We start from the raw sequence: 13158 nt of genomic DNA on the forward strand, positions 1-13158 counted from the left end.
TCACAGCAGCGGTTTCAAGCGGGATAAAATATCCTCCCGCGCCTGGGCCAGCAGCGATTCCCGGTCTAGGCTGTCAAGAATGTCTTGCACCACCCGCTTCGGGCCGCCCTCGCCCCAGGATTTGCCTTGGGCGAAATACTGCTCGGCGGCTTTTCCGACCACATAAGTCCCATACCAGGCGACCGCGCCTTGAGCGGCGGCGGTCACCAGCGTCGACAGCCCCAAACTGATGCCCTTGAGCGCCGAGGCCACCAGATTCATCACCCACACCGTCCCCATCAGAAACGCCAGTTGGGTGAAGATGGCCTTGAGCAGCGAACCCGCCTCGCCGCGCGTGATCGGCAAGCCGTAGACCCGGCCCAAATGCACGATCATCGCCGCGTCGGTGGCGACCGCCGCCAGAATGTCGGCCACGGGAATCGGGTTCAGCGCCACCGCCACCCCCTTGGCCAGGCAATAGTTGCGCACCACTTGCTCGGCCAGATCGCGGCGGACGGCGACGATCTCGCGGGTCAGCCGGTCGGAGAACCGGCCGGCGAACAGCCCGGCATTGAGCGCCGCCATGGTCTTGCCTTCCGCCTTGAGAATGTCCCAGATCCGCTCGCGCAACGCGGTCACAGCCGGTTCCGGCCGACGGCGGGTTTCGGTCTCGTTGCCGTCGGCGTCCACCAGAATCACGATGCGTTCGGCCGGTTGCGCGGCGGCGGTGACGATATCCTGCGGATGGATCGACCCCGCGGTGCGTTCGCGCAACGTCTTAAGGAGTAGCTCGCGTTCGGCTTGGGTGTAGCGGTCGGTCTTGTTGAGCACCAACAGCAGCCGCTGCGCCGCGCCCTTGACTTGCCGCAACGCCTTGATTTCGGTGTCGGTGATGTCGCCATCGACCACGAACAGCACCAGATCGCAACGGCTGGCGACATCGTGGGCGAGTCGCTCGCGCTCTTCGCCGGCCACCTCGTTGATGCCGGGCGTGTCGATCAGAAACACCCCGCCGGCGTCGTATTCCTGCCAGCGGGCGTGCGCGGCGCGGGTGGTTTCGCCGTGCAGCGGGCTGGTCGAGAATTGCGTCTCACCCAGCAAGGCGTTCAGGAGCGCCGACTTGCCGACGCTGACCCGCCCGAACACCGCGATATGGATGTGGCCGTGCTCGATCTTTTCCAGCAGCAGTTTCAACTGCTGGTAATCCTCGGCCAGCGCCGCGCGCACCGGCGGCGGCACCCGCTTGTCATCGAGCAAGTCGCGCAAGCTCTCGCGGGCCAGCGCCAAGTGGGCATCGCCGTTAGGGGGCGATGTTTCCGGTATTTTCTTCACCATCCCGCTGTCGTGTCCAAACCAGTTGGGCAAGGCGTCTTGCACGCGCTTCCAAATCTTCACTCAGGTTATCCTCGAACATCCGCAGAGTCGGTCCGCTGACCAGATCGCCGCGGCTTTCCAGCGAACGGGCGATCGCTTTGCCCAAGCTCTCGAAGACCAAACCGTAGACCACGGCGTGAATCGCGCCGCCCACCACCGTACCCACGCCGGGAAAGGCCTTGAAAACGTTGCCGACCAAAGCCAGCAGCAGGTTCATGCTGCGGCGGATCTGGTTGCCGGCCAGATCCAGAAAGCGCTGCATGTCCATCTCTCGCGCCGGCACTTCATACAGCGCGCACAATTCCTTGACCAAATTGAGGCCGAGATAGCCCTGAATCAAGATGTCGGTGCCCGGACTGACCGCCGCCAGCGCCCCGAACACCGCCTTGCGCGAATAACTCTGGACGATGGCTTGCGCTTTGCCCTGGCGGTAGTGCGCGACCGCCGCATCCAGTTTCTGCTGGGCCAGCACGAATACGGCCGTATCGCGCAGCGAATCCAGCACCTGCGGGTCGGTGTCGAGATAGCGCTGCAAGGCGCGGCGCAATTCCTCCACGCGCGGGGTGCGTTCGCGCAGGGTGGTTTCCTCGCGGCCGTCGTGGTAAATCCGGGTGACTTCCTCCATGCCGCCGCACTGCACCGGCGCTACCTCCAGCTTCTCGCCGATCCGCTCGGCCAGCCGCGCCCGGATCTGTTCTAGTTCCTGCTCGGTATAGCGATCGACCTTGTTCAGAGCCACGATCACCGGACTGCCCAAATCCACCAAAGTTCGCAGCGCCTCATATTGATCGCGGGTCAGATCGCCTTCGCAGACATACAGGATGACATGGGCGCGCAACGCTTCGTCCCGCACCTGCCGGTCCAGCGTGCCGTCGGCCTCGTTCAAGCCGGGCAGGTCGGCCAGAATCAGGCGGTCGCCGGCCGAACTGGTCCAGGTGTAATAGGTGACCTCGCGGGTGGTGCCGCCGCGCACGTCGACCGCGATGTCGGTTCCCGGCAGCAACGCGCGGATCAGCGAGGACTTGCCGGTGCTGATTTCGCCGAACACCGCCACCACGATTTCACCCACCGCCCGCCGCCGCTGCAACTCTTCCAACTCGCGGCGGACCGCCCCGACGGCCACGCCCGCTTTTTCACTGCGCTCCAAGCGCTCGCGCAGGGTCGCTTCATCAGGCGGCTTGGCCGAAACCGCGGTTCGGGACCTACCGGTGGGCCGGCCCCAGTTTAACGCTCGCCACACCGCGTAAGCGCCACCCGCGCTCAGCACGGCCAGAACCAGCAGGTAAATCGCCCAGAACGTCGTCGGCGCCCGATCCAGACGCTCCCACACCGAAAGCCCCAAATCGGTGATGTAGAGCACCAACACCAACAGCGCGGCCACACCGATGCTGGCCGCCACGCCCAACACCAAGCGGAAGGGTACCGCGCCGCGCGCGCCGGACCCGGTTTTGCCGGAGCCAGATTCGACCACGCTAGCCCCCGAACGACGAAAACCGAGGCCGCTCTTGAGCAAGGACCATTTAGACGGGAGCGGCATCAGGGAACAGGTCGAGGAAAGATTGTGGTATTTTCTGCACCGTTCGCTTTTCGTAGTCGAAGAAAACGATCCCGGTCTTGGCGTGCGCCACCTCACGACCGCTACGCTTTTCAGTGACCCGATAGACGAAATCGCAGCCGTATTTGTTGAAATCCGCCACGGTCACCGCCACGGTCAGCGTCTCGCCGGCAAACGCTTCGGATTTGTAGACGATCGCGCTGTCGGTGATGATGAGCCCCAGGCCCTCGACTTTCAGCTCTTGCAAGCCGTGGTGCGCCATAAAGCGGAACCGCGCCTCGTGCAGCAAGCCCAACACGCCATCGTTGCCCAGGTGTCCGGCATAATTGATATCGGTAATTCGGATCGGCAGATCGGTGCTGAATGGGAAACCCGCCGGCAACTCCAGTTTAATTCGCGCCATGCGTCGCCTCGACGATGATCGGAAATGCGTGTTTCGCTGAAAGACCAAGCCGATGGCCGCAGGGAAAATCGCGCTCGTGGCGGGAATTGTAAACGATAATGGTGAAAAACGGACCGCGCCTCATTTCCCACCGTCACTGCCGCAAACCTGCTTGAGGACTCTCTCAATGTTGATCGACTATGACATGCCACTCTGGCGGCCACCCTCGGAAGCCGACAGTTTCATTTTGCAGGCGACCTTGGGGTGCAGTTTCAATCGGTGCAGCTTTTGTGCGATGTATCGGACTAAATCCTTTGTCATCCGTCCGCTGGCACAAGTTCAAGCAGAAATTCAGGCCATGTCCCAGCTAGACCCCACTCCGCGACGGGTGTTTCTGGCCGACGGCGACGCGCTGGCCGCGCCGACCGAGCATCTTCTGGAAATCCTGCGCGCTCTGAAAGCGGCTTTGCCTCGGTTGGAACGGGTTGCCAGCTACGCTCTGCCCGCCAACCTGCTCAAGAAATCGGCCGACGAACTGCGGTGCTTGCGGGATAACGGTTTGACGCTGTTGTACTACGGGATCGAAACCGGCGCGGCAGAGCTATTGAAACGGATCACCAAGGGCGCGACCCCGGAGGCCATGGTCACCGGGTTGGGCAAGGCCAAGGCGGCGGGCTTGACGATCTCCGCGACGGTCATTCTCGGATTGGGCGGCCGGGCGTACTGGCGGGAGCACATCGACGATACCGCAGCGCTGGTCAACCAGGTAGAATTGGATTATCTATCCACCTTGCAACTGATGATCGACCCGAGCCTGCGCGATGAATTCGCGCGCAAATTCCGCGAGCCGTTCCAACCGCAGGATGATCGGGCGCTGCTGGCGGAACAGGTTCGGCTGATCGAACGGCTCGATCCGCCCGCCCCGCTGGTGTTCCGCTCCAATCACGCCTCCAACGCGCTGGCGCTGGCCGGCACGCTGCCGCAAGATCGCGATGCGTTGCTGGCGCAACTGCAATTGGCCATGAACGGCGGATTGCGCTTGCGACCCGAGTGGCTGCGCGGCTACTGACTTACGCCGCGACCCGCAGGTCGGCGCGGCGGACCGCCGTGATGATCTGGTCTTCCAACTCAATGCGGGTGGCCAGCGCTTCGCCCAAGCGCGACAGTTCTTCGTTCAATTCGGCCAGCGCCGGTTCGGACAGTTTACCTTCATAGCGGTCGTGAAAGTCCAGCGCGGTCTGGGTGGTGCGGGCGATGCGGGCGTAGAGCCGTCGGGATAAATCGCGCGCCCGGCAATACGGCGACTCGGCCGGCTGTTCTTCCAGGGCTTCATACACTTCGAACGGTCCCAAGGCCAGATAATCCACCAGCGCCTGCCGGAAGCGCCGCAGCGGAGGATGGATCGATGTGGCGAGCGCAAACGGCTTCAGCGCGGCCAGCTTTTGGAACAGCACCAGGCTTTCCTGGCGCGCCACCAACAGCTTATTTAACAAATCCGGCAGGCTTTTACTATGGACCTGAGCGGTGCTGAGGATCGCGTTCATCTTACATACTCCAGGTTGGTGGCTATTTTCGTCATTTTTTATTGTCGTCGCATGAGACTATCACAAATCATGCCAGATGTTATCCCCCAACGATTTTATCCTTCCCGGCGGACCCGGAGAGTGTCCCGACCGGCTTACTGGCGACCTCATTGCGCAAGTAGACAGGCAGCGCCCGCTCGGCGGGCAGCCACTCCGCCCGCCGGCGCGGATCGGCGGCCAACCGGGCGATGTCTCCAGCGCGTGGCAGGCACGCGCTCGACCAGCCGGTCATTGTTACCCGACGGGCCAAAATGGCCGGGTAAACGCCCCAGCCACTGCCGACACCGAACCAGTCACCCGGCGGCGCGGACACCGCGGCCGGCGCGCAAACGCCTTCCTCGCCTCGCAGTTCGACCGCCGCGCCGACCGCGGCATACGTTCCCCAGTAAACTTCTCCCATCCGGGCGTCCAGCGCTACCGCAAGCTGGGCGTGGCCCGTTTCCCGACCCGCGCCCAGCGCCATTGCCGCCAAGGTGGATATCGGGACGACCGGCAGATCGGCGGCGAAGGCGAGGCCTTGGGCGATGCCGGCCGCCACCCGAACGCCGGTGAAAGCCCCCGGACCCCGGCCGAAGGCGATGGCGTCCAATTGCCCGACCGCCGCTCCGGCTTCCGCCAGCACCGCCTCGATCATCGGCAAGATCAAAGCCGCATGACGGCGAGGGGCCAGTTCGTAGCGTTCCAGAACGCTGCCAGCCACCCATACGGCGGCGGAACAGGCGTCGGTCGAGGTATCGAACGCCAGCACCTTCACAACCGGCCCTTCAATCCTGCAAACCGCTCTCGACCCGCTCCCGCTGCTTGGCCCTGGCCAAGGCGGGACGCTCCCACAAGCGCGCGGCGTAGGCCAGAAGGTTGTCGTGTTCGAGCGGCAATTCGCAGGCCCGCGCCCAAGCCAGAGTATGACCGATCAGAATATCGGCCGCGCTGAAGCGCTCGTCGACGATGAAGGAATGTTGGCCGAGCCCCGCCGCCAGAACCTGGCTCGCCACCGCGAATTCCCAGCGGGCGGTGTCCAGGACGGCAGGAACTCGATATTGTTTCGGCAACGCAAAGCGGTGCTTGGCGAGGGTCCACAGCGGTTGCTCCAACTCGCTCAGCGCGAAATAGCACCATTGGTTGTAGCTAGCGCGCTCCTTTGTACCGACCGGCGGCACCAGCCCTGCCCCCGGAAATCGGTCGCCGATATAGGTGCAAATCGCGCCGGACTCAGTGAGCACAAAGCCGCCGTCCACCAAAGTAGGCACCTTGCCGCCGATGTTGAGCGCCAGATAATCGGGCTGCAACCCGGCTCCGATTCGTAGATCGATCGGCACGTATTCATAATCCGCGCCCGCTTCCTCCAGCGCCCACACCACCCGGGTGGACCGGGTATTCGGACAACCGTAAACCGTCAGCATATCGAGCGCTCCCGTGAATGACTGCAAAACCGGACGGTCAGTTTCAAGGATTCCGCTTCCTGGCTTTCCTGACTGGTAACCCCTCCGCGGCGCCCGCCGTCGTCTGTTTTTCCGCCACTGTCCGCCTGGGAGGCTTGCGCGGGGTGTCGGCGTCCAGGCCATCGAAGCGGCTGATGTTCAACGGATATTGGCGTACCCGAACTTTCTTGAGATGTTGGAAAATTTCCTTGGGCATTCCATCGGGCAAATCCACCGTGCTGTAATCCTCGTGAATTTCGATGCGGCCGATGTAGCGGCTTTCGATACCGGCTTCGTTGGCGATGGCACCCACGATGTTTTGCGGGGTCGCGCCGTGCTGGTGGCCGACTTCCAACCGGTAACGCACCTTGTCGAAATCGGCCGACTCCCGAGCAGAGCTTCTTGCCGGACGTTCGTTGCGGGCGCTGGGCTTGGTCTCCCGCTCCGCACGGGCGGGCGCTCGTTCCGCCTCGCTGGGAATGGTGTCCTCGAACTGAAACGGCCGGTCGCGCTGCGCCAACCAAGTCAGCGCGGCGGCGATGTCGGGCGCGCTGATATCCTGTTCCCGTTCGATTTCCGCGACGACCTGCTGGAAGAAATCCAGCTGCTGAGCGGCAAAAATCTCCCCGACCTGCTGCTTGAATTGGGCCAGGCGATGCCCGGTGATCGTTTCCTGGGTCGGCAATTGCATTCGTTCGATGGGTTGCCGGGTCGCCTTCTCGATGGCGCGCAGCATCCGCAGTTCGCGGGGCGCGACGAACAGAATGGCGTCGCCGGTCCGCCCCGCTCGGGCGGTCCGACCGATGCGGTGCACGTAAGCCTCGGTATCATAGGGAATATCGTAATTGATGACGTGGCTGATCCGCTGCACGTCGAGCCCGCGCGCCGCCACATCGGTGGCGACCAGGATGTCGAGACCGCCGCCGCGCAACTGCTCGATGGTTTTTTCGCGCAAGATCTGGGTCATGTCGCCGTGCAGGGCGGCGCTGGGATAGCCTCGCGCTTCCAGCCGCTCCGCCAATTCGGTCGCCGCGACCTTGGTGCGCACGAAAATCAGCACGGCATCGGCGTCCTCGACCTCCAACACGCGGGTCAGGGCATCCAGCTTGTGCTGCGGCCCGACCTGACAGTAGCGCTGGCGGACGGTGGCGACGGTGGCGGTGCCGGCCTTGATCTTCACTTCTCGAGGATCGCGCAGATGGCGGTGCGCCACGCGGCGGATCGGTTCGGGCATGGTGGCCGAAAACAACGCGATCTGCCGCTCCGCCGGGCTCTGTTCGAGAATCCAGTCCACATCGTCGATGAAACCCATCCGCAGCATTTCATCGGCTTCGTCCAACACCACGGTGCGCAACCCGGCCAGCGACAGCGTTTCCCGCCGCAGATGATCCATCACTCGCCCCGGCGTCCCGACCACGACGTGCACGCCGCGCCGCAGATGGCGCAGTTGGATGCCCATGCTCTGCCCGCCGTAGATGGGCAGCACGTGAAAGCCCGGCAAGTGGCGGGCGTAGCCCTGAAACGCTTCGGCGACCTGAATCGCCAGCTCGCGGGTCGGGGTCAGCACCAGCGCCTGCGGGCGCCGGTCGGCCAATTCCAGTTTTTCCAGCACCGGCAAGGCGAATGCGGCGGTCTTACCGGTTCCGGTCTGCGCTTGTCCCAGCACATCGCGGCCTTCGAGCAGCAGCGGAATGGTGGCGGCCTGGATCGGCGACGGGGCTTCGTAACCGATGCCTTTAAGGGTTTCGAGCAACGCTGGAGAAAGCGCTAAATCGTCAAAACGTTCGATGGGAGCTGACATGCAAAAATAGCCTGAGTTGGAAGAATGCGAGCGCGGGCGGAAGCGCTGAGCGACAAACGGCGAGTCAAAACCTCTGTCCATGAAATCTCGTTCGGCTGAATCGGCGTTTGCTGCGACGACCGACCGATCAAGGCTGCCAAACACCGGTACAGACCTTCTCCACCGGAGCGAAGTACTTCACCACATCCTGGCATCCGCCGCAATCACGCCAGCGCCAGATGCGCCGGTTCGGCCAGCCATGTCGCAAATTCGACGGCCGGCATCGGCCGGCCTAGATAATACCCCTGAATCTCGTCGCAGCGGTGATGGCGCAGGAAGCTGAGTTGCTGGCCGCTCTCCACCCCTTCGGCCACCGTCAGCAGTTTCAAGCTGTGGGCCATTTGAATGATGGCGCGGATGATGGCCGCGCTGTCGGTATCGTTGCCGGCCAGCCCCCGGATGAACGACTGATCGATCTTGAGCTTGTGCACGGCCAGCTTTTGCAGGTAGCTGAGGCTGGAATAGCCGGTTCCAAAGTCGTCGATCGACAGCTTCAACCCCATCGACCGCATCTGCTGCACGACCTTGAGAGCGCTGTCCACATCCTGGATCAAGATGGATTCGGTAAGTTCCAATTCCAGGTAGCCGGGCTCCAACCCGCTTTCCGCCAAAGCCTGGGTCACGGTGGCCAACAGGTCGGACCGCTTGAACTGCAAGGCGGACAGATTGACCGCAACCGTGATCGGCCTCAGCCCCGCCTCCTGCCAACCCCGTGCCTGACGGCACGCTTCCCGCAGCACCCATTCCCCGATCGGCACGATCAGACCGCTGTCCTCGGCCACCGGAATGAAGCGGCCTGGCGCCACCAAACCCCATTCGGGGTGCTGCCAGCGCAACAGCGCTTCAGCGCCTCCGATCAGACCGCTGGCCATGGAGAATTGCGGTTGGTAATACAGCACGAACTCACCGCGTTCCAGGGCCAGCCGCAGGCTGGTCTCCAGATGCAGGCGTTCGAGCGTGTTGACATTCATCGAGGCGGTGAAGAAACGGTAGGTGTTACCGCCGCCGTTCTTGGCGTAGTCGAGCGCGATGCCGGCCTGCTTGAGCAGGCTGTCACTGTTGCGGCCGTGGGTGGGATACAGGGTGACCCCGATGCTGGCGGTGATGTTCAAGACATGGTCGGCGACTTTGAAAGGCTCGTTTTGAAAGCATCGCAGCAAATTGTCCACTACCCGATCGGTGCCTTCCACCCCGGTTTCGGGTAGCAAGATCAAAAATTCATCGCTGCCCTGGCGGCTGACCGTGTCCGTCTCACGCACGTGCTGGTGCAGCCGCATCGCCACCATCTGTAATAATTGATCGCCCAGTTCGTGTCCCAGGGAGTCGTTGACCAGCTTGAATCGGTCGAGATCGAGGATCAGCAAGGCCACGGCGGTGCGCTGGCGCTCGGCTTGGGTCAGCGCCTGCTCCAGCCGGTCGTAAAACAACACGCGATTCGGCAGCGCGGTCAGGGGGTCGTGATGGGCGAGGAATTCGATCTTGTCGGCGGTGGCCTTGCGCTCGCTGAGATCGCTGAAAATCCCCACGTAATGCGTGAGCTGCCCCCGCGAATCATACACCGCCGTGATCCCTAGCCACTCGGGATAAACTTCACCGTTCTTGCGCCGGTTCCAGACTTCTCCCTGCCAGTGGCCTTCGGTCACCACGGCGTGCCACAGGGCTTGAAAGAAGTCGCGGTCGTGCCGGCCCGACGCCAGCAGTTGCGGTGTTTGACCGATCACCTCCTCGGCGGCGTAACCCGTGATATCGATAAAGGCGCGATTGACCGAGAGAATGCGATTTTCGGCGTCCGTGATCATGATCGCTTCCCGGCTGTTCTCGAACACGCGCGCCGCGAGGCGCAGTTCCGCCTCGACGCGTTTGCGCTCGGTGATATCGCGGCTGCTGATCACCGCCCCGCACACCCTGCCCCTGGCGTCGAACAAGGGATTGCCGACGGCTTCCAGCCACAGGTACTCCCCATCGGCCCGCCGGTGGCGGAACTGCGCTTCGCCCATCGACTTCTTCGACAGCGATAGCTGACAAACACCGATGGCCATTTGGCGGTCTTCGGGATGGACGTTGGCGAAAACCGAGCGGCCCAACAGCGCGTCCGTATCGAACCCCAGCATCGTTCGATAGGAGGGGCTCAGATACAAAATCGTGCCGTTGACATCGATCTGGCACACCAGATCGCGCATGTTGTCGGCGAGACGGCGGAACCGCTCCTCGCTTTCCTGTAACGCCAGTTCCGCCCGACAGCGGACGATAGCCTCCCCGAAATTGGCGGCGATGTGTTGGAGAATATTGCGCTCGGCCTGGGTCCACACACGTTCGTGCCGGCAGTCGTCGAAGCCGATGAATCCCCAAAACTCGCCGTGCACGTTGACCGGCACCACTAGGCTGGCGACGATGCCCTGAACTTCCAGCACCGCCCGTTCGGTCTCCGGGAATTCCCGCACCAGGCCGAGGATGGGAGTATTCGCCGCCAGCGTCCGCCGCCAGCGCTCGAAGCCGCCCCGTTCGTAGGACAGGTTTTGCAGCGCGGTCTTGGTGCTGACGGGAGCCTTATCGGCGCGCCAGACATGGCGCTGGCTCATCAACAATTGGCCGGTCTGCGGACAGAAGCGGTTTTCGAACAGATACACGCGGTCGACGCCGCCCGCTTCACCCAAGTGCGCGAAACAGGTCGCCATCGCCATCAAGGGATCGGTCGCCTTCAGCAGCCGGGCCGCGATCAAGGCCGCCACCTCCAGCAAGGTCTCATGCTGCGCCAACGCCACTTGCGCCTGCCTTTGGTCCGACAAGTCGACATCGAGGCTATAGAGTTCCGAAGATCCCTGGCTGGACGGCAGCACCACCCGGCTGGAGCAGACCGAGACCAGCGAGCCATCCTTACGCAGCAAGTCGAGTTCGGAGCAGGGGATCGGCCGTCCTTCCTCGAACCAGCGGCGGACGGTTCGGATCACCCCCGAACGCATCGAAGACGGAAACAGCAAATCTTCCAGCCGCCGGCCCAAGGCTTCTTCCCGCTTGTAGCCATAAAGGCGTTCGCTGCCTTCGTTCCAGAAGACGATCTGGCGTTTTTCGTTGTAACCGTGAACGGCAAGATTGGGCAGCTCCGCCAGCAACCGATGAACCTTGAACTCGTTCGCCCGCGCCCGCGCTTCCGCGCGGGTCAGCCGCGCCGACAAGGCTCGCAAATACCACGTCAGGACTCCACCCGACAGAGAACTCGCCGTCAAAGCCAGCCAATAGGCTATGGAATTCTGCAAAAACAGGTGCGGCCGTTCGCACACCCACCAGAACAACAATCCTGTCAGGCAGGCACTCGCCACCACCATTAGCGACGCGCCCATTTTTTCCCGAGAGAGGCGGCCGGCTCCAAAAGTTGGCAAGTCATTAAGCGGCATAGCCTTTCCTAAGCTGATTTTATTAGAGAATAATCTATAAATACGCCTAGCAAGCCGATGGACCGTCAAGGTTCGTAAAAGTGTAGCGTAATTCTGTCATTCAGGCGGTTGGCCGCCGTCACGAAAGCTCACGAAGCGGGAGGCGATCCTAGAGCGGCGCTCCGCCGGCCAAAGCCGCCCCAGTATTGAAACGCAACCCCTGAAATAACACTGTGCGCCATCAGGTTCCGCGCCGGCGGTAGGCCATGCTCAACAGCAGGATGCCGACCGCGACCAAGGGTAGCGACAACACCTGTCCCATGGTCAGCCAACCGAAAGCAAGATAACCCAATTGCGGGTCCGGCTGGCGTACAAATTCCACCAGAAAGCGAAAAATCCCATAAGTCAGGGCGAAGACCCCCGATACCGCCATGGTCGGGCGCGGCTTGGCCGAAAACAGCCAAACGATGACGAACAACGCCACACCCTCCAGGGCCGCTTCGTACAATTGGGAAGGATGGCGCGGCAACCCATCGCCAGTTTGCTGGAATACCATCCCCCAAGGCAAGTCGGTCACCCGCCCCCACAGCTCGCCGTTGATGAAATTGCCGATGCGGCCGAAAAAAATGCCGGGCGGAACCAGCAGCGCGATGAAGTCAACCGTCGGCCAAAATCCTCGCTGATATTTGTGATCGAAAAGCGCCATCGCCGCCAGCACGCCCAGAAACCCGCCGTGGAACGACATCCCACCTTCCCAAATCCGAAACAACAACAGCGGGTTTTGCAAGAACGAACCCAGGCTATAAAACAAGATATAGCCGATCCGGCCGCCAAGAATGACCCCCAAGGCGATGTAGAACACCAGATCATCCACCTCGGCGACGCTCCAACCGGAATTGGGTTGTTTGGCGCGATAGCGGCCGAGCGCCCAACCACTGGCAAAGCCCAACAAGTACATAAGGCCATACCAGCGTATCTGCAACGGCCCCAAGGCGAAGGCCACCGGATCAAAATTGGGATGCACCAGCATGAAAACTCCTTGCAATGATCGATCAAATGAACCGGGCGCACCCCAACGCGGTGCTTAGCCGCCAGGAGTGCTGCCTCCGGCCGCACAGACTATCATTTTTAGACCGCCTAACATCCACGGGAGAATGACAGCATGGCCTTGAAAGGATGCTGCGGTTGTCAGATCGGCCACCGGGCGGGCGGCCACAATCCGGCGGCATGCAACGAAAACCGTCCCTATAGAGATTTCCGCCTAGCTGCGGCTGGATACCTATCGATCAGGAACGTCATGGCCGGAACCGCTCGATGACATCAAGGCTCGGCTGAGGGATCGAAAGCCGGCATACCGCCGAACTTAACCGGTAGCGGCTTCCAACGGCTTGCGGGTTGCGACAACCACGGAGACTGTGAATGATAAGAGCACGAGCGAGCTTTAGACCTTGCCAGACTGTTTTTAGACCTTGCCAGACTGTTAATGCCCCGCTAGCAGATCCGCTTTCGCTGGATCACATCGCGCGCCATATCCAATAGCTCCGCGGGCGGCTCATAGCCGGTTCGACGGCAGTGATAAAGATAATCGGCCAATCTGGGTTCAACATCACTTTGGTTCGCCAGATCAATCAGTTCCAGCAGTTCGATCATCCGAGG

At 62.2% G+C, this 13158-nt stretch carries 11 protein-coding genes; 1 reads left to right on the forward strand and 10 read right to left on the reverse strand.

Annotation, left to right across the window (positions count from 1 at the left end; translation table 11 throughout):
• Genes IPK09_08500 through IPK09_08510 form a run of 3 tightly spaced genes read right to left on the reverse strand, consistent with a single transcriptional unit; the run spans position 1 to position 3311 of the window.
• Positions 1-1314, reverse strand: a complete 1314-nt coding sequence (locus IPK09_08500) for a GTP-binding protein (protein MBK7983656.1) — start codon at positions 1312-1314, stop codon at positions 1-3.
• Positions 1280-2890 carry a 50S ribosome-binding GTPase gene (locus IPK09_08505; GenBank protein ID MBK7983657.1) on the reverse strand — a complete coding sequence of 537 codons (1611 nt, stop codon included), beginning with the start codon at positions 2888-2890 and terminating at the stop codon, positions 1280-1282. The genes IPK09_08500 and IPK09_08505 overlap by 35 nt, the downstream gene beginning before the upstream one ends.
• On the reverse strand, positions 2874-3311 hold the full coding sequence (locus IPK09_08510) for a thioesterase family protein (GenBank protein ID MBK7983658.1): 438 nt from the start codon (positions 3309-3311) through the stop codon (positions 2874-2876). The genes IPK09_08505 and IPK09_08510 overlap by 17 nt, the downstream gene beginning before the upstream one ends.
• A gap of 166 nt (positions 3312-3477) precedes the next feature.
• Here IPK09_08510 and IPK09_08515 point away from each other — a divergent pair, with 166 nt between their 5' ends.
• Positions 3478-4359 (forward strand): radical SAM protein, encoded by an 882-nt coding sequence (locus tag IPK09_08515; GenBank protein ID MBK7983659.1) that lies wholly within the window; start codon positions 3478-3480, stop codon positions 4357-4359.
• A 1-nt stretch (position 4360) separates the two neighbouring features.
• Here the strand turns inward: IPK09_08515 and IPK09_08520 are convergent, their stop codons facing one another.
• From IPK09_08520 to IPK09_08550, 7 genes are all read right to left on the reverse strand, one after another.
• Positions 4361-4834: an Rsd/AlgQ family anti-sigma factor gene (locus IPK09_08520; GenBank protein ID MBK7983660.1), complete on the reverse strand. Its 474-nt coding sequence runs from the start codon at positions 4832-4834 to the stop codon at positions 4361-4363.
• 79 nt (positions 4835-4913) lie between these two features.
• On the reverse strand, positions 4914-5627 hold the full coding sequence (tsaB, locus tag IPK09_08525) for a tRNA (adenosine(37)-N6)-threonylcarbamoyltransferase complex dimerization subunit type 1 TsaB (protein MBK7983661.1): 714 nt from the start codon (positions 5625-5627) through the stop codon (positions 4914-4916).
• 10 nt (positions 5628-5637) lie between these two features.
• Positions 5638-6273, reverse strand: a complete 636-nt coding sequence (locus IPK09_08530; GenBank protein MBK7983662.1) for a glutathione S-transferase family protein — start codon at positions 6271-6273, stop codon at positions 5638-5640.
• Between the two features lie 43 nt (positions 6274-6316).
• The gene (locus IPK09_08535; protein MBK7983663.1) at positions 6317-8092 is read right to left on the reverse strand and encodes a DEAD/DEAH box helicase; all 1776 of its coding nucleotides are present in this window, start codon (positions 8090-8092) and stop codon (positions 6317-6319) included.
• Positions 8093-8295: 203 nt separating this feature from the next.
• Positions 8296-11469, reverse strand: a complete 3174-nt coding sequence (locus IPK09_08540; GenBank protein MBK7983664.1) for an EAL domain-containing protein — start codon at positions 11467-11469, stop codon at positions 8296-8298.
• A 274-nt stretch (positions 11470-11743) separates the two neighbouring features.
• On the reverse strand, positions 11744-12532 hold the full coding sequence (locus IPK09_08545) for a prolipoprotein diacylglyceryl transferase (protein MBK7983665.1): 789 nt from the start codon (positions 12530-12532) through the stop codon (positions 11744-11746).
• Positions 12533-12993: 461 nt separating this feature from the next.
• Positions 12994-13152, reverse strand: a complete 159-nt coding sequence (locus IPK09_08550) for a hypothetical protein (GenBank protein ID MBK7983666.1) — start codon at positions 13150-13152, stop codon at positions 12994-12996.
• Positions 13153-13158: the final 6 nt, after the last annotated feature.

The sequence above is a fragment of the Candidatus Competibacteraceae bacterium genome (assembly GCA_016713505.1).
GTDB lineage: Bacteria > Pseudomonadota > Gammaproteobacteria > Competibacterales > Competibacteraceae > Competibacter_A.